This window comes from Chryseobacterium caseinilyticum, assembly GCF_014837145.1.
In the GTDB taxonomy this organism is placed as follows: Bacteria; Bacteroidota; Bacteroidia; order Flavobacteriales; family Weeksellaceae; genus Chryseobacterium; species Chryseobacterium caseinilyticum.
Genome location: NZ_JACYFS010000007.1, coordinates 189,029 through 211,007, shown reverse-complemented (window position 1 = coordinate 211,007; position 21,979 = coordinate 189,029). Strand labels below are relative to the sequence as shown.

Genomic DNA, 21,979 nt, shown 5'->3' with positions numbered 1-21,979 from the left:
TGGTACGTCCGCGGCAGAAGATGGGATGATTTGAAATTTGAAGTTTGAGATTTGAAATTCGGAGTGCAGAGTCCGGATGTGGAATGTGGAATGTGAAATGTGAAATGTGGGTACGGGCGGGACGCCCGCACCAGCGGTGAGTGTTCTACTTTGTTGGCTTCATAGCTCGATTCATAATAGGTTGGTTTTTGCGTGGAAGTAACCACCCCCGTCTAAAATCTGCGATTTTTGACATCCCCTCCAGAGGATGGGAATGGTTCAACGGAGTATTGGAAATAATGGAAGTTTGGTCTTTACGAATGATCGTACTGAAAATGTAGTGAGAATCGATGGTTGAAATTTTTGTATTGAAGTTTTGGCTTTCCGATTATAGTTTTTGCTGCTTTCTTTAATGAGATTATTATAGATTAATTGCTTACTGGTGATTGCTTATTACTTATTGCTCATAACTTATCAAAATTCAACAGTTCTTAAAAGCGGAATCGTTACCAGCCCCGATGGAAACGGCATCCTTTTTTGTGGCTGACGGAATGAAATGGAGGCAGCCGCAAAAAAGATATAGTGGACAGCGGGTTCCCGGCTCCTGAAAAAAGATATTTCTACAGTAATCTTCGAGTTAGGTGTTTAAGTATTGCAAGTCTATCAAAGGTTTCTTTACCTATAACTATTTACTTACTTCAGACTTGAAACTTCAGTTAGTGAAACTACAATTTCTATCACAACAAACATTTGAATCCTCATATTTCATTCCAAATTTTCAACAGAAACAACATTATATTAAATTATTTTTAAAGTATCCGCAAAAAACATCGTTTCAATTTCTATTTTTCCTTAAATTGTGATATCAAATCATAAGTGATAAAATTAATTTATTCTCTACTCACTGAGAATATTTTAAAAGAATTTGTTTTCTGCAGAACGACTCAGAAAACAGTAATCACACTAATAAATTAAGTATCTATGAAAAAATTTTACATTCTCTTCATCCTGTTTTTCATTTTACAAACTAAGGCACAATCCGTGATCTACTCTCATACAGTTCCTAATTATAATGGAGCAGCTGGTTTCAGCTCCTATCTTGCCAATAATGGAGATATGATAAGCATGGCAAGTAGTTTTACCTTAACCCAAACCAGCGAAATAACCACCATCAATCTATATGGTTCTCAAATTTCAGATAATCTTCCTGCAATGGTGAAAGGGATGATACTATATATATACAGCGACAATAACGGAGCTCCGTCCGGCAATCCCCTTCTTCAGACAGGAACCCCTGTAATTTCTTTAGACATTAACAACAGTACGCAAGGATACAATATTATACATACCGCACAGTATATCTATACGTTTTCTGTGGATATATCAGCACTTCCCGGCACAGCAGTTTTGCAGGGTAATACAAAATACTGGCTTTTCTTCGTACCCCGAATTAATCTGGACTCGATGATTTTAACTTCACCACAGAAATTCAACTGGTGGCTATCCCCGACGGCAGCACCGGACTACGCAAGAATATCTAATCTAACAGGTGGTGCAGCCTACCCGAACTGGCAGGTTATCCCAAATACTGGTGCTGCATTTTCTATTGAAGGAATGGTATTGGGAACGCATGAGGTGGTGTACGATTCGTCAGAAATTAAAGTCTTCCCCAATCCAACTACCCGCTTTTTAGAAGTAATAAGTAAAGATAAGATACAGCAAATCGCTCTCTACGATGGTACCGGCAAAAAAATCCCAGTGAAATTAGCAGATCAAAAAGTTGATTTTGAAGGATTATCCGCTGGTAATTATTTCTTATCAATAGAAACAGAAAAGGGTACGGTAACTAAAAAAATTTTCAAGAGATAAATACAGTAGACTCTCAGGTCTCCAATTTGCAACCTGAGCATTACTATTTCAGAATTGTCAGAAATTATGCAGAATTAGATAATGCTTTAGATGTTTTTGTGATTTTTATGGGATGATTTATTGTGTGTTGTTGTCACGGATTGCAAATCCGCGACATCGGGTAAATACAGTAAACTTTTAGGTCTTCGATTTGCAATCTGAGCATTACTCTTTCAGAATTGTCAGAATTATGCAGAATTAGATAATGCTTTAGATGTTTTTGTGATTTTTATGGGATGATTTGTTGTGTGTTGTAGTCACGGATTGCAAATCCGCGACATCGGGTTTATCAAGAGATAAATACAGTAAATTTTTAGGTCGCCGTTTGCAACCTGAGCATTACTCTTTCAGAATTGTCAGAATTATGCAGAATTAGATAATGATTTAGATGTTTTTGTGGTTTTTATGGGGGATTTTTTTTGTGTTGACGTCACGGATTGCAAATCCGCGACATCGGATTATACTTACAATCTTTGATATTTGCTGTGCAGAACTTAGTTGAGTAATTGGGCTATAAAAATATTCCCGTAAATTATATAATTATACAACACGCATCCTTCCCTACTCTTCCACACGAAGCATCTCGCTTTCTGCGTTCAGACGCTTTAGAATAACAGTACGTAAGTGCGTTTCGTTTTGATCACCCCAAATTCCCAACTGCAAAATTATAGGTATAACGCTTTTTCCCAGTTCAGTAAGACTGTACTCTACTTTGGGCGGCACAACAGGATAAATTTTCTTGGTAATCAATTCGTGATCTTCCAGTTCTTTCAACTGTATATTTAATACTCTACGCGTTGCATCAGGGATTTTGCGCTGTAATTCACTCGGCCTTTGATGTCCTTGGTCGATAAACCAGAGCAGACGTATTTTCCATTTGCCGTAAAGTACCTCACCGATAAGGTCAAGACCGCAATTTAAGTTCGGGATTATTTTTCTCTCATACATAAAGCAAATTTAAACGTATGTTACGATTTGCACAATAGGGGAATAATTTATCCCTATCTGAATCGTAATTCCGTACTTGTACAAACTGTTTTTATAGCCCAATTTTGTCCTATAAATAATTATAAAAATGGAACAGTTTAATTTCAACAATGAGTTATCAGGCCAAATTGCTCTGGTAACTGGAGGTACAAAAGGAACCGGAAAAGCGATTGCAGAAAGACTTTTGCAGGCCGGCGCAACAGTGATCATTTCGGCAAGAAATGCACCGGAAGAAGAAAACAGCAATCTGCATTTCATTGCTGCAGATTTAAGTACTGCGGAAGGAACACAGAAGGTAATCAGTGAAATCATGTCTGCGTATGGCCGGCTGGATATTCTGATCAACAACCTCGGCTCATCAACAACACCTGCCGGTGGCTTTAATGCATTATCGGATGAGGACTGGGAATCTACTTTAAAGGCTAATTTACTAGCTCCCGTGCGATTAGACCGTGGGTTTTTGCCGCAAATGCTTGAGCGGAAAAGTGGCGTTATCATCCACATTGCTTCCATTCAGGGTAAGCTTCCTCTGTATGATTCTACTTTGCCTTAAGCCGCTTCAAAAGCAGCATTGAGAAATTACAGTAAAAGTCTGTCGAATGAAGTAACTCCAAAAGGTGTCCGTGTTTTGGCTGTTTCACCGGGATGGATCAATACGACAGCATCGAAAGACTGGCTGGGCGAAATTGCAAGAAACCCAAACAGCACTATAGAGCAAGCGCAACAGGGCGTGATGGCCGCACTGGGCGGAATTCCTTTTGGCAGACCTTCCGAACCGAGAGAGGTTGCCGAATTTGTAGGTTTTCTTGTCTCTCCCAGAGCCAGCTATTTAACAGGAACCGAATACGTCATCGACGGCGGTACCGTACCCACTATTTAATCATTTAAAATATAATATAATGCAATTACCAAACATCATCTCAGAATTAGTAAAGACCCAAAACGAATTTAACAGCGCTGCCTATGCAGACTGTTTCGCCGAAGATGCCCAGGTATCTGATGAAGGCAAAACGCACAACGGCAAGGCAGAGATTGAAAAGTGGATCGACAGATCCAACAAAGACAACAAAGCCACAATGGAGCCGGTAGATTATGATGAAAAAAAAGATATACTGTCGGCAAAAATTGCAGGATCATTTCCGGGAAGTCCTCTGATTTTGAAATTTCATTTTAAAATTGCTGACGGAAAAATTCAGGCTTTAAAAGTAACAGGATAAAACCTGTCTGGAAACCTACTGTTTTTAATATCATTACAAGTATCAATATTTTATCACTTTTAAAACCGAAAATATGATATTACCAAAAGTAATTGAAGAATTAGTAAAAGCGAAGAACAGCTTTGAAAGTTGCCTTTGCCCAGTGTTTTGCAGATACAGCCACAGTTTTTGACGAAGGTTAAACGCATACAGGCAGAAACGAAATCGAACAGTGGATAGACAAATCCAATAAAGAACATCAAGATACGATGGAGCCGGTAGATTATGATGAAAAAGAAGATATACTGTCGGCAAAAATAGCAGGATCATTTCCGGGAAGTCCTGTGATTTTGAAATTTCATTTTAAAATTGCTGACGGAAAAATTCAGGCTTTAAAAGTAACAGGATAAAACCTGTCTGTAATTCCAATGTTTTACCATGCGGGGCTGAAGTGAAAATTTCAGCCTTATGTATTTTCTATAAATTATAATAATGCCGTTTTACATTTTAACATACTCCCGTCACTTCGAGTAGATTTTTGAAAAAAATCGTATCGAGAAGTTTGTAGTTTTGAAGATAAATCTATTACCGATGTTGCGGATTTGCAAACCGATGTCGCGGATTTGCAATCCGTGACTTTTTCAATTATAAAATTTTGTACTTTTAAATAAAACATAGATGTCTACAAAATACAAAGCTTTAGATATCGATCAAGCGTACTTTATTACAATTACAACGGTAGGCTGGGTTGATGTATTCACAAGGTTATCGCAAAAAATGGTCATTATAGATTCTTTGAAATATTGTCAAACTCAGAAAGGCCTTTCCATTTTTGCATACTGCTTAATGTCAAATCATCTTCACTTATTTTGTCGTGCAGACAGTAGATACACTGTATCTGAAATTATGAGAGATTTTAAAAAGTTTACTTCGAAAAAAATAATCGAAACCATACATTCTGAACCTGAAAGCAGAAAGGAATGGATGCTGCAATATTTTCAAAAATCCTGTGAGCATTTAACCAGAGAGCAAAAGTTTAAAGTTTGGCAAGATGGTTACCACGCTGAAGAAGTTTTTTCAAATAAATGGATTAAAGAGAAGATCAATTATATTCATCAAAATCCCGTAAAACAGAAAATAGTGGCAGAAGCTGAGCATTACTATTTCAGCAGTGCCAGAAATTATGCAGAATTAGATAATGCTTTAGATGTTTTTGTGGTTTTTATGGGGTGATTTGTTGAGTGGTGTTGTCACGGATTGCAAATCCGCGACATCGGAAAATCTGCGACATCGGAATGAAACATTTTGTAATTTTCTGAATAATAAGTAGAATATAAATGCAAAATTTGCTGTCATTCTTTATTTTAGTATTTTTATTAAAATATAATTGGATCGACGACTTACGTGAGACTATTATTGTATTTGATTTTCAAAATAAATAAGCTAATAAAATATCCATAATATAATGGGAATATTTAATTTTTTCAGGAAAAATAAAAAAGAATCATTAGAAGTAACAAGTTCGACAGATTTTATGGCAAAAATGGAAGCCATGGTAAAAAAGATTAAAGAAGAAGAAGGTACCGACAATGATGAACTACCTAATCATGTAGGTGAATATGGTTACTCAAAAGACAATCCTATTCTGTTAACAAGTGTTTCTGAATCCAGAAAATATTTAAATAGATTAATCTATATAAAACCAGGTTCTTCTCAGTATACTTGGGAAAGAACCGGTTCGATGAAATGTAGTATTGTCAGTGCCCCAATTGATGAATATAATTTAATAGACGCAAATTCAAATATTGTTAAAACGATTTATATTTGGCCATACAACAGAATAAATTCCAAAAAAGTTCCAGACGGATTTGGCCTGATGAATGAATAGATCAAATAAATTTATAAATGACTAATTTTAATCCACATATTAATAGAAGTATATTTAAAAATGAGATTTTAGAGATTCAGCAAAATGAAGGTAATAATTCAACCGTAGTAAATATTATCGAAAAAGAATTACCGAATTCAAAAGAACTATATTTTTTTGAACAATTTTTAAATATTTGCAGAAAATATAACATCAGTTACGTTTCTAAAGTGAATGAAAAGTTATTTGAAATTATTATAAAAACTAATGGATATGAATCATTAAAAATTTCCTATAAAAATAAAGACAAAGATATTTCTATTGAGTTAGCAAAAATACTTTATGGGCAATTGTCTATACAAATATTAAATAAAATATTTGTTGATAATATGAAAAACAAACGCTAGTTTATTAAAAAAGAAAATGCTCAGAAACGTTATATGTGGCCTGTAATACCCGATGTCGCAAATTTGAAATCCTTGACTTTACGCTCAATGAAATGTTATCAAAATGTTAAAGCTACTAATTACAAGTAGGAAATAAGCACAGATTGCAAATCCGCGCTATCGGCTGATTGTTGTGCGTTGTAGTCACGGATTGCAAATCCGCGACATCAAGTTGTAAATCGAAATATCGATTTGAAATTCAAAATTGCCTATTATTGTTTATTTTATTATTTTAATGAATAACAACGTCTAAATATTTAAAATCAAATTTTTATCGTCATTATTATAAATCTTCTTTAAAATTATGTATTCTACACAAATTTCAAATAATGAAGTAAATGAAACCATTATTAATTTCATCTCTAAAATTTTAAATAGTCATCGCACCACAAACATTTATCAATTAGAAATCGAAGAATATGATGATTTCACAAAAAATCAAATATTGAAATATCTTTCAAAAAATGAGGAGGAAAAGATTTTCCTTAATGATCAATTCAATTTTAAACAAAATGCAGTTTCTTGGGATGCCGAAAATTATAAGAAACAATTAAATATTGAGTTTATTCCAAAAAGTCAAATTCTTCAAAAAAGAGATACACACTTCAGATTTTCTAAACCCATCATTACTTTGGACAGAGATTTATTAATCATTAAAGTGACATATCAAAACAATTTTGGAGAAAGTAATTTAAAAGGATCAGAATGTGTGGAGTTATTTAGAAAAAATGAACTTAATATATGGGAAAATTTCACCCATTTATTTGCAATGAGTTTAGATTAATTTAATTCTATACGATGTCGCGGATTTGCAATCCGTGACTTTGCAGTACTGTAACGCTATCAAAATGTTAAAGCTAATTATTGTAAGTAGGAAATAAGCACGGATTGCAAATCCGCGCTATCAATAAAAAAGAAAATGCTCCCTACCGAAGCAAGAAGCATTTTCAACCCTAATATTTAATATAATTAACTCATTATAGTGAGACGCCGCATCTCCATAGAATTCTCAATGTAATATAATTCTTTCTTGATTTAAGTCAATTTAATAATAAAAAAACTCATGATAAAATTAAAATTTGAATACGATCGAGAATCTAATTGGCTTTATATTAAACCATTTGAAAAAAAACATAAATCACTTGAATTGTTAAGTGGTAAGAACTGGTATTCAGAAGATTTAAAAGAAGATATAAAATGGACTAACCAGTGTAAGGCTGGAATATTTAGTGATGAAGATGGAAATGATGGATTTGATATTGGTTTTGAATATTCGCCAGGGATAATAACCGTGTTTAACGATATTGGTGCTTTCGTAACTGGACAGTATAATGATAAAGAATATCTTACATTAAGTTTTGACGAAGTATTAGATATCCTTCATCAAATGTCTATTTTCCTACAAAGTATTGGTAAATAAACCATAAATATCAAATTTTTGGAATTTGTAAATTCCCGATACTCAAAAAAGAAAATGCTCCCCACCGAAGTAAGAAGCATTTTCAACCCTAATATTTAATATAATTAACCCATTACAGAGAGACACCGCGTCTCCATGGAATGAAATCATTCTGATTAAGAACGTCAGCCTTGGTTTTTACTTCGCCACTGGCTACGTTGATGATGAGTTCCAGAAGTTCGTCTGCAGCTTCGGGAATTGTTTTTTCTCCGCTGATTACAGTGCCTGCATTGAAATCGATAATGTCTGACATTTTTTCTGCCAAAACCGTGTTGGAAGAAATCTTTACAACCGGTGAAATAGGATTTCCCATTGGAGTTCCAAGACCGGTAGTGAAAAGTACCACTGTTGCACCTGAACCCACTAAAGCTGTTGTACACTCGGCATCATTTCCGGGAGTACACAGAAGATTCAGACCTGGTTTTGTGGCGTATTCTGTAAAATCAAGAACTTCCACGATGGGTGCTGCTCCTCCTTTTTTAGAGGCTCCTGCAGATTTCATAGCATCGGTAATCAAACCGTCTTTGATGTTTCCGGGAGACGGATTCATATCAAATCCTGATCCTGCCGCAACCACAGAGGCTTCAAAATCTTTCATCAGCTTCAGGAATTTTACACCGTCTTCATCGTTGATGCAACGGTTGACCAGCTCCTGCTCTACTCCACACAATTCAGGGAACTCGGCCAGCATGGTAGTTCCGCCGACTGCCGCCATAATATCTGAAACTTCCCCCAAAACTGGGTTGGCAGAAATTCCTGAGAAACCGTCTGAGCCGCCACATTCCAAACCAATGTTCAGTTTGGTGATGGATGCCGGTTTTCTCTCTATTTCGTTGGCTTTTTTAATGCCTTCGTATGAATCTTTAATCACGCCGGTCAGCATTTCATCGATGGTACCCGATTTTTGCTGTTCGTAAACGACGATTGGTTTTTTGTTATCTGGAGCTAATGCATGCAGTGAATCCATGAAAATCTGAACCTGAAGATTCTGACACCCTAAGCTGAGAACCGTAGCTCCGGCAACATTCGGGTTGTTGACGTATCCTGCGAACAGTCTTCCCAACGCTTCAGCATCCTGACGGATTCCGCCACAACCGCCCTGGTGCGTGATGAATCTTACGTCGATATTTTTAAACACTCGCGTATCCGGTTCTTCCTCTTCCACCGCAACATCTGCAGCTGCACCGCCATTCAGTAAAGAACGAAGTAACAATTGGTGTTTGCTGGCTTTATCGTGAAGTAATTCTTTTTCGAAAATATCCTTCAGTGTTTCGATATTCTTGTTTTCGCAGAATACCAACGGGAAAAACAGCCATACGTTTTCTGTTCCTACCTTTCCGTCTTCACGGTGGTAGCCCATGAACGTACGGTCTTTCCACTTGTCAACATTGGGTGGAGTCCAGCCCAAAGTATCGGTTTTGCCGACCACTTTTGCACTCTGGTGCTTTACGTTTTCGGTGGTAATCACTTCGCCCTGACTGATGGATTGGTTGGCTTTTCCAACGATTACGCCATACATTAAAATATGGTCGCCATCCTCAAAATCTACGGCAGCGAATTTATGTTTTGCTTTAATATCTTTAAGAATCGTATAATCTGTACCGTCTAAGTGCACCGATTCTCCGGCAGGTAAATCCATCAACGCTACAATAACGTTGTCTTTGGGATTTACTTTCAGTACTTTCTTCTGCATGATTGTTTAAGAATAAAATTGAATAAAATTTTTGTAGGCAGTTTCCATAGCATTGTGATCGATTTCGTACAATGCTTTTGCCACTGCGGCTTTCAGGCCTTCTACCTGTGCAAGGTCGGTATCCCAGAACAGTTTTTCGCTTAATGCCTGTTCTGAAACTATTTCATAATCTTCGTTTTTCCAGATTTCTCTGAATCTGTTTACGATGGCTTCTTCGTCATTCAGAGGAAGAGATTTTTCACCAAAACTTCCCTGATAGAATCTGATTAAACTTGCCAGTGAGAACGTTAAGTTCAGTGGCAGTTTGTTATTTCTTTCAACATAAGTCAACAAACTCGGAACGACTCTCACTTTAAATTTAGAAACAAAATACAAAGCGATGCTCGCCAAATGGTGCTTGATGAAAGGATTTCTGAATCTGTCGAAAACTTCTTCCGCAAATTCTTTCAGTTCAGTTTCATCTAAACCTAAAGTCTGATTGACTTCATTGAATATCGATTCGCTTAAAAAAGTTCCGATAAACTGGTCATCGATTGCTTCTTTTACGATTTCTTTCCCTGCTAAAATGGCCGGAGCTAACATCAATGTATGTCCGCCATTCAGAATTCTGACTTTTCTTAAACGGTACGGTTGAATATCATCCACCACCAAGATCTGTTCGTTGATTTTATCGAATGGAATTCTCTGTTTTAAATCTTCACCTCCCTGAATTACCCATAAAAGGAATGTTTCAGAAACCACCATCATCGGATCTTCATAATCCAACTGGTCTTCATACGTCGCCGCATCATCTTTCGGATAACCCGGAACAATTCTGTCAACCAGTGTATTGTGGAAGTGATTGCTCTGTTCAACCCATTGCGCAAAACCTTCTTCTAAATTCCAAAGTTGGGCATATTTTAAAATAATACCTTTTAAAACGATAGCATTTTCTTCAATCAGCTCGCAGGGAATAATTCTTAAACCTTTGTCTGCCGCTCCATTGAAGTGCTTATATCTTTCGTGAAGTAAAACCGCCACTTTCGCAGGGAAATTTTTGTGCGGTCCTTCATACGAATTTTCAGTCTCGTCGTAAGCAATTCCTGTTTCGGTTGTATTTGAAAAAACAAATTCAAGATCTTCTTCTTTCGCTAACTCTAAAAAGCTGTTATAATCTGCATAAGGATTGATTGACTTCTGAATCGCTGAAATCACACATTTCTCATCGATGATTTCTCCTTTTTTAATTCCTCTTGAAAACAATGTGTATAGATTTCCCTGTTCCTCAAGCTTGTGAACTGACCCGTTTGGAGTAGGCTGAATGTTGACAATTCCCGCATTGAAATCTGCTTCTTTATTTAATTTATCGATCACATAATCTGTAAATCCTCGCATGAAGTTTCCTCCCCCGAACTGTACAATTTTGATAGGTAATTTTGTATCTATACCGCTGTTTTGACGGTTTAACTGTTGTTTTGTCTGATTTTCCATTTTTCTAATTTGAATTAAATTGTGTTTTTAATTCTGCTAAATCCTTGTGCGGAATGCTGTTTTTAAACGCAAAGTCCGCTAAGATTTTTTTTAATGCTTGATGTATATTTTTAAGTTCGCAAAGGCGTTCTACTTAGCAAAGAACTTAAAGTTTTATATTTGAACCATTAAGATTTATTAAGGGACTAAGGTTAATTAAGAAATAAATTTCTTAAGCTCGCACTTCAATTTGCCTGCAAATTCTTAATCTTTCTTAACTGCTTAATTCTCCTTAATGGTTTAAATTTTATTTCTATTTACTAATCACTTTATACTTAGGAACCAACATTTTCATTACTGTCCATGCGATCAGATAAGCGACTGCACAGATGGAGAAAATAATCATGTAACCTTTGTCGATACCGTCTGAAACGACTGCGCCAGATTTTTCCAACTGCTCAAAAAATCCATCCGGCAAACGGTCGTTAACGTATTGAGGATATTTTTCCAATAACGGAACTCCGTCTACGGTTGACCAGGCTTTGTGAGCGTGATCGAATAGAACTCCTGAAGATTTATTGATGATAAAAGAACCGATTCCTCCTGCCATCCCGCCAATTCCTGTGATGGTTGCGATGGCTTTTTTCGGGAACATATCGCCTACTGTTGAGAAGATATTGGCTGACCAAGCTTGGTGTGCTGCTCCTGCAACTCCGATAATTAAAACCGGAATCCAATAGGTAATAGTTCCTAAAGGTTGTGCTAAAAGTGCCAGCAGAGGGAAAAATGCGAAAATCAACATCGCTTTCATCCTTCCTGTGTAAGCATTCATTCCTAATTTTTCAACAAAATATTTTGGAAGCCATCCACCGATGATTGACAATAAAGTTATCATGTACAATACAAATAATGGCAGTGCACTTTGTGTAGAATCCATTCCGTAAACCGAACTTAAATAAGCCGGAGTCCAGAATAAGAAGAACCACCAAACGCCGTCAGTCATGAACTTTCCGAAAGCAAATGCCCAGGTTTGTCTGTAGCTGAAACATTCTTTAAATGTGAATACTTTTTCCGGAACTGATGTGTCTTCATTCGGAAGATCGTCCTGATCCTGATTGATATACGTTAATTCGTGTTCGTTAACTCTCTTGTGTAAATGTGGCTTTTTGTAAACAAATACCCAAAGTCCCATCCAGACAAATCCGAGCGCACCGATGATGATGAACGCCCATTCCCAACCCATTGATTTTGCAATAAAAGGGATGGTAAGCGGTGCAGCTAAAGCTCCAACTGTTGCTCCTGCGTTCCATATACTTGTAGAAAATGCTCTGTCTTTTTTAGGGAAATATTCTGCCGTCGTTTTGATCGCTGCCGGGAAATTTCCTGCCTCACCAATCGCCAATACGAAACGTGCAAAGATGAATAAAGTCACACTCGTGCTGATGATTGCCCCAGTATTAGAAACTGTTCCGATTAATTCTTTAGAACCGTGAAAACCAGCCGTCCAAGTCCCAGTAAGGATTCCTGAAGTTGCGATTCCACAGAATGCGTGTAAAACGGCACCGATCGACCACACTCCGATTGCCCAAAGGAAACCTTTTTTGGTGTCCATCCAGTCCACGAATTTTCCTGCGAAAAGCATTCCCACCGCATAAAATATGGAGAATAATGCCGTGATATTTCCGTAATCGTTGTTATTCCAGTGAAATTCCGGTGCGATAAAATCTTTCCACGTCAAAGATAAAACCTGACGATCGAGATAATTGATCGTTGTTGCGAGAAATAAAAGAAGACAGATCGTCCACCTGTATTGTGTCGGCTTAATAGATTTAACTGAACTCATAGTCAATGTATTTATTTTAAAGTCTGAATGATATCCAGCACTTTTTTGGTTTCAATTTCTATTGTCGAATAGTCTTTCGCAAGCATCAATTCTTTGCTTACCAGCTTGCTTCCCATTCCTACTGCAGAAACTCCGGCTTTGAACCAGCTTTCAATGCTTTCCTTCGTGGTATCAACACCACCGGTCGGCATAAATTTCAGATTCGGGAAAACATCTTTGATGGCACTCATAAATCCAGGACCCAAAGCATTCCCTGGGAATAATTTAATGAAAGTTACCCCAGCCGTTTCAGCCTCAATAATTTCAGTCGGAGTCATACAACCCGGGCTGTACAACAAGTCTTTCGGAATTAAAAATGCTGCAACTTCCGCCACAAAACCCGGACTGATAAAGAAATCCGCTCCTGCTTTGTAATATTCTTCAGCTTGGTGTACGTTTTTAATGGTACCGATTCCGAGAAGCATTTCAGGCATTTCTGCATTACGAACTTCTACCATTTTTGTAAAATTGCTCAACGCGGCTTCCCCACGGCTGGTATATTCTACCGCGCGGATTCCGGCTTTGTAAAGCGATTTTAATATTTCTAAAGTTACCGTTTCATCAGCATTGTAATACAGAGGCAAAGCTCCCTGATTGATGATGGTGTTTGTAACCAATTGAATTTTTGTCATTTTGTTTTAATTATTTTGTTGAAAATAATCTTTGATGGGGTTTAATCCATCCTTTGGTATGCTGTAAATTCAGCACTTCCTTTTTTAACGCAAAGGGCGCAAAGATTTCTTTTAAAACCTGATGTATATTTTTAAGTTCGCAAAGGCGTTTACTACGTCTAATCTTCGATTTCACTCAGCTAAGTCCACAATGTTTTAGTTGTTGCAATAAGCCAATTGCCAAAAGCTAACAGCCAAAAGCCAACTACCTTTTGATGCGTCCTCCGGAATTTCCGGCCATTACTTCGAGAATGTCTTCTGCACTGCAGTAATTGATGTCTCCTAAAATGGTGTGTTTGATGGCACAGGCTGCGTTGGCAAAATTTAAAGCTTTTTCGTCATCGAAATTTAATAAACCATAAATCAGACCTGCGGCAAAGGCATCTCCTGTCCCGATTCTGTCGACCACGTTGTCTATTTCTAAAAATTTGGTTTCAAAATAATTTCCGTTGATTAAAGCTCTTCCCTGCGTCTGCTGAGAACTTGCTGTTAAACCGATTCTTATTTTGTCGAAAATTTTATGAATAGATGGACACTGTTTTTTTAATTCTTCACAAGCTTCCATGAAACCTTTTTGGTCTGCTGAAAACTGAGTTCCCAGAATTTCATTGATCTCATTTACACCACCTATAAAAATCGTTGAGTAAGAAACCAATTCCTTTAAAACCTCATTTCCGTTTTTACCATATTTCCAAAGGTTGGAACGGTAAGCCGGATCGGTGGTAACTTCGATTCCCATTTCTCGGGCAGTGAGCAAACCTTCTTTCAAAGTTTCGTAAGCACCTTCAGATATTCCAGGACTGATGCCTGTCCAGTGGAAATAGTCGCAACCTTCCAAAGCTTTTTTCCAGTCAACCTGTTCGGGTTTAATGTTGGCAAAAGAACCGTTCAGTCTGTTGTACGCAATTCTGCTCGCACGAACAGATGCACCTACTTCAAGGAAATATAAACCTAAAGGATGTTCGTTTTTATTGATGAAAGTTGTATCGATCCCAAAACTTTTGATGAAAGACAGTGCAGATTCTCCCACAAAATCATCAGAAACATTGCTGATGTGTGTCACATCGCAACCCATTGTCGCCAATGAGGAAGCTACGTTGAGCTCAGTTCCGCCGAAAAAGAATTCCATCTCGTGGCTCTGTTTCATTGTTTTGTTCCCTGGAGGTGAAAGCCTCATGATTACTTCACCGAAAGTAAGTATTTTGCTAGCCATATATTAATAAATACTCTGTTTAATATCTGCTGTTATTTAAACGCAAAATGCGCTTAGATTTTCTTTTAAAACCTGATGTATATTTTAAGTTCGCAAAGGCGTTCTACTCAGCCAAGCTCACAAAGATTTTTCAAATTTAGAAAAAATGCAGATAGGTAAATTATTGTAGATTTAAACCATTAAGATTTATTAAGGAGTTGAGAATAGTTAAGTTTAGCTTCGCTTTTAGCAGTCTGCTTAATAAAATCTAAGATTTTATGCTTAAAAAAACTTAACTCCTTAATTATCCTTAATGGTTCAAATTTTATTATTTAATTCGAAATTTAAAAATCGAAATAATTTTTTGCATTATGATAACAGATGTCGGAAATGGTTTTCCCGATCAGTTCCATATCGTCCGGCAATTCACCGTTTTTCATTTCTTCTCCGAAAAGATTACACAATACTCTTCTGAAATATTCGTGTCTCGGGTAAGATAAGAAACTTCTGGAATCTGTCAACATTCCTACGAAACAGCTGATCAATCCCATGTTTGAAAGGGCATTCATCTGCTTGATCATTCCGTCTTTCTGATCCAAAAACCACCATCCAGAACCGAACTGTACCTTTCCTTTGATACTGCCGTCATTAAAATTCCCGATCATAGTCGCGAAAATTTCGTTGTCGGCAGGATTTAAGTTATATAGAATTGTTTTGGTCAGTTTATCTTTTCCGTCTAAAGCGTTTAATAATTTAGACAAAGTTTCAGCCTGTACGAAGTCACCGATAGAATCCCATCCTGTATCAGGACCTAAGATTCTGTGCATTCTTTCGTTGTTGTTTCTTAAAGCTCCCAAATGGAACTGCTGAACCCATCCGAATTTATGATACGTTTCGCCTAAGAATAATAAAATAGCAGTTTTGAACTGATTCACCTGCTTTTCAGCGATTACTTTCCCTGAAATTTTATCGTTGAAGATTGCACTTACTTCAGCTTCTGAAGCTTCTTCGAAAGAAATATTGTTCAGTCCATGGTCGCAGAGTCTACATCCGTTTTCGTGGAAATATTCTACTCTTTTTAATAAAGCATCGCACAAAGTCTGGTAAGAATTGATTTCAATTCCAGCCGACTCGCCTAACTTAGAAATATAGTCTGCGAAGTTATGGTTTTCAATTAAAATCGCTTTATCAGGACGGAAAGCTGTACTTACTTTAATGCTGAAATCACTTTTCGCCAAATCCTGATGGTAATTTAAAACATCAATCGGATCTTCTGTGGTGCACAAAGATTCTACGTTCATCATTTTCAGCAAACCTCTTGTTGACTTTTCAGGAGTCTGAAGCTGTGCTGTGATGTTGTCGTAAATATCTGATGCGTTTTTTTCGTTTAATAATTCATCAATTCCGAAATAACGCTTTAATTCTAAATGCGTCCAGTGGTACAAAGGATTTCTCAACGTGTAAGGAACCGTTTTTGCCCAAGCCTCGAATTTTTCTTTGTCTGAAGCGTCGCCTGTGATGAATTTTTCGTTCACTCCCATCGTACGCATTGCACGCCATTTGTAGTGATCGCCAGCAATCCAGACTTTAGAAATATTTTCGAAAACCGTATCTTCAGCGATATCTTTTGGAATCAAATGATTGTGATAATCGATGATCGGCTGTTTTTCTGCGAAATTGAAGTATAATTCTTCCGCGTATTTATTTTGTAATAAAAAGTTATCTGTAATAAAAGATTTCATTTCTGTAAAATTCTTGTGTTATTCATTAGCAGGTTTCCCGATGGTAGCCAAAATACCTCCGTCTACATAAATAATGTGTCCGTTGACAAATTTACTTGCGTCTGAAGCTAAGAAAATAGCCGTTCCTGCAAGATCTTCCGGGTTCCCCCATCTACCTTCCGGAGTTCTGCTGATGATAAAATCGTTAAACGGATGCCCGTCTACTCTGATTGGTTCTGTCTGAGTCGTTGCAAAATATCCGGGCCCGATACCGTTCACCTGAATATTGTGTTTTGCCCATTCTGTTGCTAAATTTTTGGTCAGCATTTTCAGTCCACCTTTTGCAGAAGCGTATGCCACTACATTGTCACGGCCAAGCTCACTCATCATAGAGCAAATATTGATGATTTTACCGGATTGTCTTTTAATCATGTGTTTCCCAACCAGTTGAGACATGATGAAAGGACCGGTAAGATCTACATCGATTACTTTTCTAAAGTCTGCAACATCCATCTCCAAAGCCGGAACACGTTTTATGATTCCTGCATTATTGACCAAGATGTCTATTTTCCCATGTGTAGCAAGCATTAAAGCTACTTTCTGAGCCGCTTCCAATTCGTCTGTCACATCAAAAAGATAACCTGTAGCGTTATATCCTTTACTGCGATAATATTCTAAGGCTTCATCTAATTTTGAGGGAGTTGTACTTGTGATTGCCAGTTCAGCACCTGCAGAGGCAAGACCTTCAGCCATTGCCATTCCTAATCCGTGAGTACCGCCAGTTACAACGGCTACTTTTCCGGATAAATCGAATAAATTCATGTAGAAAAAAATTACTTTAGTTCGTTAGTTTTAACAGCGTCCATGTCGCCATAATCCATATTTTCTCCTGCCATTCCCCAGATAAAAGTATAGTTGGAAGTACCAACCCCTGAGTGAATAGACCATTCCGGAGACAAGACTGCTTCATTGTTTTTCATAAAGATATGACGGGTCTCGTTCGGCTGGCCAAGAAAATGACTTACCGCCTGCCCTTCTTCAAGATCAAAATAAAAATAAGCTTCCATTCTTCGGGTATGCGTGTGAGAAGGCATGGTGTTCCAAACACTTCCTTCGTGCAGCTCAGTCATTCCCATTTGTAGCTGGCAGGTTTCCAATACGCTGTTGACGATCAACTTGTTGATGGTACGTCTGTTGGCATATTTTGCTTCACCTAATTCTACAATTTCGGCTTCATTTTTAGTGATTTTCTTTGTAGGGAAAGTGTGGTGCGCAGGTGCTGAGTTGAAATAAAACAAAGTCTGACCCTCATTTCCGTTTTCAAAAACAACATCTTTTGCGCCTTTTCCTATATATAAAGCTTCCTTATTTCCAAGCTCGAAAACCTCTCCGTCAACAGTTACCTTTCCGGCAGCGCCAACGTTGATGATTCCCAATTCTCTTCTGTCAAGAAAGTTTTCTGCCTTCAGATCATCTGTAGGTTCAAGTTTCAATGCGCTTTTTACAGGCATTGCACCACCTACGATCATTCTGTCGTACATAGAATACACTACATTGATTTGATCTTCATTAAATAAATCATTGATTAGAAACTCCCTTCTCAGGTCTTCAGTTGTATATTTTTTTACATCTTCGGGATGATGGGCGTAACGAAATTCTGATTTTGTCATACTCTTAATTTTGAATTTTTTATGGGTTTTTGAACCATTAATTTTTAATGTGTAATCGATTGCATAAAACTACACATTTTGCCGATAGAAATACTTGGTGTTAAATATAAAATTAAATTTTAATTGCGTAACAAAAAATTCATATTAATTCGTAATTTATTTATAATCAATACATTATAATGTCTAATTATTTTGAATTTAGCTAAAAAAGAAACTTTTAGAAAGAATAATTTTACCGGAAAAGGATTGCAATCTCCAGAATGAGATAATATCGTGCCAAAACTCGTCCAAAAACAACATGACAAATCGCATGTTTTTTATGAGAACCCTGCTGTAATTGATTGGCACGTTTTATCTGCTAAATTCATATCGAAACTTCAAGCAAAAACGTGACAAAAATCATCTTAAATTGACAAATATTTAATGTTGCGTACACATTTGGGGAATTTTGATAGCTGAAAAATGTAGTTAAATTACCATAAAAACCACCTAAATTTTAGTTAAACACATAAAATTTTTAAAAAAGTTATCCACTATTTGTCAAAATTAAACCACCATATAAACAACTGAAAATTAGTATTTTAAATATAAAAACCTAACAATTGTTCTGTATCAGTTAAGTAATTAAACAATTAAATTAACAATTAATTTTATCAATTTCTTTTGCGTATTGGAAAATAATATTAGTTTAGGAGCCAGGAATTTCTATGTCCAAAAAAAGTTACGCAATCGATTGCACACCGGAGAACGTAATTTTTATATAGAAAATTTACCACTGAACGATATTAGTACTTGCTTTTTTCTTAAAAAAACGACAACAGAAGAATACAGTAATTAAAATTTAAGGATATATAATGAATAAAAAAGTTCAACAGATAAAGTGGTTATATCTTTCCGCTTTTCTTTTGCCTATGCTTGCTATGGCGCAGGAAAAAGATAAGGAGAAAACTATCGACGAAGTAGTTTTGGTAGGTTATTCCAAAGTCTCTAAAAAAGATGTTACCAACGCTGTATCATCTGTAAAAGCTGAAGCTCTGAAAGATATGCCTGTAAACAGTGCTGCAGAAGCAATTCAGGGTAGACTGGCAGGGGTTCAGGTGCAGGCGAGTGAAGGCTCCCCGGGTGCAGAAGTGGATATCAAAGTAAGAGGTGGAACTTCTATTACAGGAAGTAATGCACCGCTTTACATTGTAGACGGTGTGCAGATGGATAATGCAATGTCTCTTTTGACTCCGAAAGAAATTGAATCAATCGAAGTTCTGAAAGATGCCTCATCTACATCAATCTACGGATCAAGAGGAGCAAATGGTGTAGTTTTGATTACTACGAAAAGTGGTAAAAAAAGAGCTACAACCTCAATTAATTACAACGGATTTACAGGTGTGAGAAAAATCATGAACACATTAGATGTTCTTGATCCTTATGAATTTGTAATGTATCAGTACGAATTGTACAACAAAAATGGTGTGGCAGCTGATGTTTTGGCTTTTGCAACCAGATATGGAACTTATAATGAGCTGTATAATAAATACAGCAACGTTAAGAGAAGAGATTGGCAGGATGAATTATTCGGTCGCGAAGCTTTTAACTTTACACATAACCTTACGGTAAATGGTGGTTCAGAAAAATCGGCTTTTGCCTTAACATTAAATCATGTGGACGAAGACGGGATCATGCTCAGCTCTGGATTCAAGAGAAGTATGGTTAACTTTAAGTACGATTATGATATCAGCAAGAAATTAAAGTTTGGTTTTAATGCAAGATACAGCAGATCTTTAATAGATGGTGTAGGTACTTCAAGCACAGGTTCTCAAAGTAATAACAGATTAAGAAATGCCGTTAGATACCAGCCTTTCGAAGGAGGATCTAATATTCCTGTTGATGATTTTGACCCAGATTACGCAACCAATACCAACTTGGTTAATCCTTTAATCCTAAATCAGAACGAAGTTAGAACTAACCGCTCAAATGACTTATTATTAAACGGTTACATCAACTGGAACATTTCAAAAGACTTCACGTTCCGAAGTGTTATTGGTTATGTACAGAGAGATATTATCACCAATCAGTTTTGGGGTGTAGTTACATCACAGGCAAGAGCTAATGCTGATATGCCGATTGTACAGTTAGACAGATCCCAATCGAGAAGAATTACCAATACCAATACCTTAAATTACACCAAAAAATTTGGAAGACATAAACTGGATGTTTTGCTGGGTCAGGAAATAATTCAGACTGACGGAGAATCTAGTAACACGTATGTAAAATGGTTTCCAAAGTCTATTCTTCCGCAAGAAGCATTTTCTAACATTGCTGCAGCAACACCACCGGCAGGTTTAATACAGGATGCGGCAAGAACAGCAGCTTTGCCTCCTGATCGTTTAGCTTCATTTTTCGGACGTGTAAACTATATTTTTGATAATAAATATATTCTTACCGCGTCTGTAAGAGCTGATGGATCTAACGTTTTCATGAAAGGAAATCAGTGGGGATATTTCCCGGCAGCTTCATTGGCCTGGAAAGTTAACGAAGAGAAATTCTTAAAAGATGTTTCATGGCTTGAAGAATTGAAACTTCGTGTTGGTTACGGTCTTTCGGGTAACAACAGAATTACATCTTACCTCTGGGCTAATTTCTACAACATCGGTGCAAACAACGGATATGTTTTCGGAACTTCTGTAACTCCGGGAGCCGGAATCTCTACTACACAGGCAAACCCTAATGTGAAATGGGAAGCTACGGTATCTAAAAACGCGGGTATTGACTTCGGATTTTTCAACGGCAGATTATATGGTAGTGTAGACGGATATATTACCGACACAAAAGATCTGTTGGTTTTGGCTAAAGTTCCTTTCCCAGGATATGCTAACCAGTTCCAGAATTCCGGTAAAACTCAAAATAAAGGTTTAGAATTTACTTTGGGTGGAGCTATCGTTAACAAAGAAGATTTCACGTGGAAAACAGACATCAACCTTTCTGCAAACAAAAATAAAATTTTAAGTTTAGGAAGCGGTGTACGTCCAGGCCAGGATTATTATCTTGTTCAATCTGGAGGTATCGGCGGATTTGACTTTATCGCAAAAGTGGGAAGCGCTGTAGGAACATATTACGGATATGTAACTGAAGGAAGATACGAAGTGAGCGATTTTGATTACAATGCCGCAACTCAGGTTTATACATTGAAAGCAGGTGTACCAAGTACAAGTGCAATCGCTTTGGGAGCAAGAGCTGTGCAGCCTGGAGATCTTAAATTAAAAGATTTAAATGGCGACGGACAGATTACTGATGCAGACAGACAGGAATTAGGAAGCGCCCAGCCGAAGTTTTTTGGAGGTTTTAACCAAACTTTCAGATACAAAAACTTTGATATGAGTTTATTCTTCAACTTCTCTGTAGGAAACAAAGTGTACAATGCCAATAAAATAGAAAATACAACTCAATATCTTTACAGAGACAACAACATGGCTGCAGAAGTGGCAGACAGATGGAGATGGTTTGACAACAATGGTGTGAAAGTGAATGATCCTACTGCTTTGGCAGCATTAAACGCTAACACAACAATGTGGACACCTCCAAGTGGCCAGTACATCTTACATTCTTACGGAATCGAAGACGGATCTTTCTTAAGATTAAATAACGTAACTTTAGGTTTCACATTACCTAAAGGTTCCCTTGAGGCGGTAGGTGTTAAAAACTTCAGACTGTATGCAACAGTAAACAACGTTTTCGTTCTTACGAAATACTCTGGATACGATCCTGAAGCAAGTACAAGAAGAAATCCTCTGACTCCGGGAGTTGATTATTCAGCTTACCCACGCAGCAGATTCTTCGTAACAGGTGTAGATATCACTTTCTAAAA

Annotated in this window: 18 protein-coding genes and 1 pseudogene; 10 read left to right on the top strand and 9 right to left on the bottom strand. The window is 37.1% G+C overall.

The features are described from left to right. Positions 1-960 precede the first annotated feature (960 nt). The gene (locus IC610_RS17690) at positions 961-1,848 is read left to right on the top strand and encodes a T9SS type A sorting domain-containing protein (RefSeq protein ID WP_191738019.1); all 888 of its coding nucleotides are present in this window, start codon (positions 961-963) and stop codon (positions 1,846-1,848) included. Positions 1,849-2,448: 600 nt separating this feature from the next. On the opposite strand, the gene IC610_RS17685 is transcribed toward IC610_RS17690, so the two are convergent. Then, positions 2,449-2,835 carry a winged helix-turn-helix transcriptional regulator gene (locus IC610_RS17685; protein WP_191738018.1) on the bottom strand — a complete coding sequence of 129 codons (387 nt, stop codon included), beginning with the start codon at positions 2,833-2,835 and terminating at the stop codon, positions 2,449-2,451. A 127-nt stretch (positions 2,836-2,962) separates the two neighbouring features. On the opposite strand from IC610_RS17685, the pseudogene IC610_RS17680 reads away from it, so the two are divergent. The 8 genes and pseudogenes from IC610_RS17680 to IC610_RS17645 all read left to right on the top strand — a co-directional run bounded on the left by IC610_RS17680 (position 2,963) and on the right by IC610_RS17645 (position 7,803). After that, a pseudogene (locus IC610_RS17680) lies at positions 2,963-3,754 on the top strand (SDR family oxidoreductase). A gap of 19 nt (positions 3,755-3,773) precedes the next feature. Further along, positions 3,774-4,091, top strand: coding sequence for a nuclear transport factor 2 family protein (locus IC610_RS17675; RefSeq protein ID WP_191738017.1), 318 nt, complete (start codon positions 3,774-3,776; stop codon positions 4,089-4,091). A gap of 248 nt (positions 4,092-4,339) precedes the next feature. Next, positions 4,340-4,480, top strand: coding sequence for a hypothetical protein (locus tag IC610_RS20055; protein ID WP_228462961.1), 141 nt, complete (start codon positions 4,340-4,342; stop codon positions 4,478-4,480). A gap of 268 nt (positions 4,481-4,748) precedes the next feature. After that, positions 4,749-5,303 carry an REP-associated tyrosine transposase gene (locus tag IC610_RS17665; protein ID WP_191738016.1) on the top strand — a complete coding sequence of 185 codons (555 nt, stop codon included), beginning with the start codon at positions 4,749-4,751 and terminating at the stop codon, positions 5,301-5,303. Between the two features lie 232 nt (positions 5,304-5,535). Next, on the top strand, positions 5,536-5,958 hold the full coding sequence (locus tag IC610_RS17660) for a hypothetical protein (RefSeq protein ID WP_191738015.1): 423 nt from the start codon (positions 5,536-5,538) through the stop codon (positions 5,956-5,958). A gap of 17 nt (positions 5,959-5,975) precedes the next feature. Beyond that, positions 5,976-6,344 (top strand): hypothetical protein, encoded by a 369-nt coding sequence (locus IC610_RS17655; protein WP_191738014.1) that lies wholly within the window; start codon positions 5,976-5,978, stop codon positions 6,342-6,344. 343 nt (positions 6,345-6,687) lie between these two features. Continuing rightward, positions 6,688-7,167, top strand: a complete 480-nt coding sequence (locus IC610_RS17650; RefSeq protein WP_191738013.1) for a hypothetical protein — start codon at positions 6,688-6,690, stop codon at positions 7,165-7,167. A 279-nt stretch (positions 7,168-7,446) separates the two neighbouring features. Further along, the gene (locus IC610_RS17645) at positions 7,447-7,803 is read left to right on the top strand and encodes a hypothetical protein (RefSeq protein ID WP_191738012.1); all 357 of its coding nucleotides are present in this window, start codon (positions 7,447-7,449) and stop codon (positions 7,801-7,803) included. Positions 7,804-7,915: 112 nt separating this feature from the next. Here IC610_RS17645 and IC610_RS17640 read toward each other — a convergent pair whose 3' ends face one another. From IC610_RS17640 to kduI, 8 genes are all read right to left on the bottom strand, one after another. Beyond that, positions 7,916-9,535, bottom strand: coding sequence for a UxaA family hydrolase (locus IC610_RS17640; protein ID WP_191738011.1), 1,620 nt, complete (start codon positions 9,533-9,535; stop codon positions 7,916-7,918). Positions 9,536-9,541: 6 nt separating this feature from the next. Then, entirely contained in the window at positions 9,542-11,005 is a 1,464-nt protein-coding gene (locus tag IC610_RS17635) for a tagaturonate reductase (RefSeq protein WP_191738010.1), read from the bottom strand. Between the two features lie 292 nt (positions 11,006-11,297). Then, positions 11,298-12,827, bottom strand: coding sequence for an MFS transporter (locus IC610_RS17630; protein WP_191738009.1), 1,530 nt, complete (start codon positions 12,825-12,827; stop codon positions 11,298-11,300). A gap of 11 nt (positions 12,828-12,838) precedes the next feature. Then, positions 12,839-13,498 (bottom strand): beta/alpha barrel domain-containing protein, encoded by a 660-nt coding sequence (locus tag IC610_RS17625; protein ID WP_191738008.1) that lies wholly within the window; start codon positions 13,496-13,498, stop codon positions 12,839-12,841. Positions 13,499-13,742: 244 nt separating this feature from the next. Continuing rightward, positions 13,743-14,750, bottom strand: a complete 1,008-nt coding sequence (locus tag IC610_RS17620) for a sugar kinase (RefSeq protein WP_191738007.1) — start codon at positions 14,748-14,750, stop codon at positions 13,743-13,745. Between the two features lie 323 nt (positions 14,751-15,073). Next, the gene (gene uxaC / locus IC610_RS17615) at positions 15,074-16,471 is read right to left on the bottom strand and encodes a glucuronate isomerase (protein WP_115620264.1); all 1,398 of its coding nucleotides are present in this window, start codon (positions 16,469-16,471) and stop codon (positions 15,074-15,076) included. An 18-nt stretch (positions 16,472-16,489) separates the two neighbouring features. After that, positions 16,490-17,272: a gluconate 5-dehydrogenase gene (locus IC610_RS17610; RefSeq protein WP_056075317.1), complete on the bottom strand. Its 783-nt coding sequence runs from the start codon at positions 17,270-17,272 to the stop codon at positions 16,490-16,492. 11 nt (positions 17,273-17,283) lie between these two features. Then, complete coding sequence (gene kduI, locus IC610_RS17605) at positions 17,284-18,120, bottom strand: 5-dehydro-4-deoxy-D-glucuronate isomerase (RefSeq protein ID WP_056075318.1); 837 nt, start codon at positions 18,118-18,120, stop codon at positions 17,284-17,286. A gap of 854 nt (positions 18,121-18,974) precedes the next feature. Here kduI and IC610_RS17600 point away from each other — a divergent pair. Then, entirely contained in the window at positions 18,975-21,977 is a 3,003-nt protein-coding gene (locus tag IC610_RS17600; protein WP_191738006.1) for a SusC/RagA family TonB-linked outer membrane protein, read from the top strand. The last annotated feature ends 2 nt before the right edge of the window (positions 21,978-21,979 follow it).

What these genes read in the sequence shown, in the direction of transcription:
- IC610_RS17690 (WP_191738019.1), top strand. Translation starts at nt 961, where the DNA reads ATGAAAAAATTTTACATTCTCTTCATCCTGTTTTTCATTTTACAAACT.
- IC610_RS17685 (WP_191738018.1), bottom strand. Translation starts at nt 2,835, where the DNA reads ATGTATGAGAGAAAAATAATCCCGAACTTAAATTGCGGTCTTGACCTT.
- IC610_RS17675 (WP_191738017.1), top strand. Translation starts at nt 3,774, where the DNA reads ATGCAATTACCAAACATCATCTCAGAATTAGTAAAGACCCAAAACGAA.
- IC610_RS20055 (WP_228462961.1), top strand. Translation starts at nt 4,340, where the DNA reads ATGGAGCCGGTAGATTATGATGAAAAAGAAGATATACTGTCGGCAAAA.
- IC610_RS17665 (WP_191738016.1), top strand. Translation starts at nt 4,749, where the DNA reads ATGTCTACAAAATACAAAGCTTTAGATATCGATCAAGCGTACTTTATT.
- IC610_RS17660 (WP_191738015.1), top strand. Translation starts at nt 5,536, where the DNA reads ATGGGAATATTTAATTTTTTCAGGAAAAATAAAAAAGAATCATTAGAA.
- IC610_RS17655 (WP_191738014.1), top strand. Translation starts at nt 5,976, where the DNA reads ATGACTAATTTTAATCCACATATTAATAGAAGTATATTTAAAAATGAG.
- IC610_RS17650 (WP_191738013.1), top strand. Translation starts at nt 6,688, where the DNA reads ATGTATTCTACACAAATTTCAAATAATGAAGTAAATGAAACCATTATT.
- IC610_RS17645 (WP_191738012.1), top strand. Translation starts at nt 7,447, where the DNA reads ATGATAAAATTAAAATTTGAATACGATCGAGAATCTAATTGGCTTTAT.
- IC610_RS17640 (WP_191738011.1), bottom strand. Translation starts at nt 9,535, where the DNA reads ATGCAGAAGAAAGTACTGAAAGTAAATCCCAAAGACAACGTTATTGTA.
- IC610_RS17635 (WP_191738010.1), bottom strand. Translation starts at nt 11,005, where the DNA reads ATGGAAAATCAGACAAAACAACAGTTAAACCGTCAAAACAGCGGTATA.
- IC610_RS17630 (WP_191738009.1), bottom strand. Translation starts at nt 12,827, where the DNA reads ATGAGTTCAGTTAAATCTATTAAGCCGACACAATACAGGTGGACGATC.
- IC610_RS17625 (WP_191738008.1), bottom strand. Translation starts at nt 13,498, where the DNA reads ATGACAAAAATTCAATTGGTTACAAACACCATCATCAATCAGGGAGCT.
- IC610_RS17620 (WP_191738007.1), bottom strand. Translation starts at nt 14,750, where the DNA reads ATGGCTAGCAAAATACTTACTTTCGGTGAAGTAATCATGAGGCTTTCA.
- uxaC (WP_115620264.1), bottom strand. Translation starts at nt 16,471, where the DNA reads ATGAAATCTTTTATTACAGATAACTTTTTATTACAAAATAAATACGCG.
- IC610_RS17610 (WP_056075317.1), bottom strand. Translation starts at nt 17,272, where the DNA reads ATGAATTTATTCGATTTATCCGGAAAAGTAGCCGTTGTAACTGGCGGT.
- kduI (WP_056075318.1), bottom strand. Translation starts at nt 18,120, where the DNA reads ATGACAAAATCAGAATTTCGTTACGCCCATCATCCCGAAGATGTAAAA.
- IC610_RS17600 (WP_191738006.1), top strand. Translation starts at nt 18,975, where the DNA reads ATGAATAAAAAAGTTCAACAGATAAAGTGGTTATATCTTTCCGCTTTT.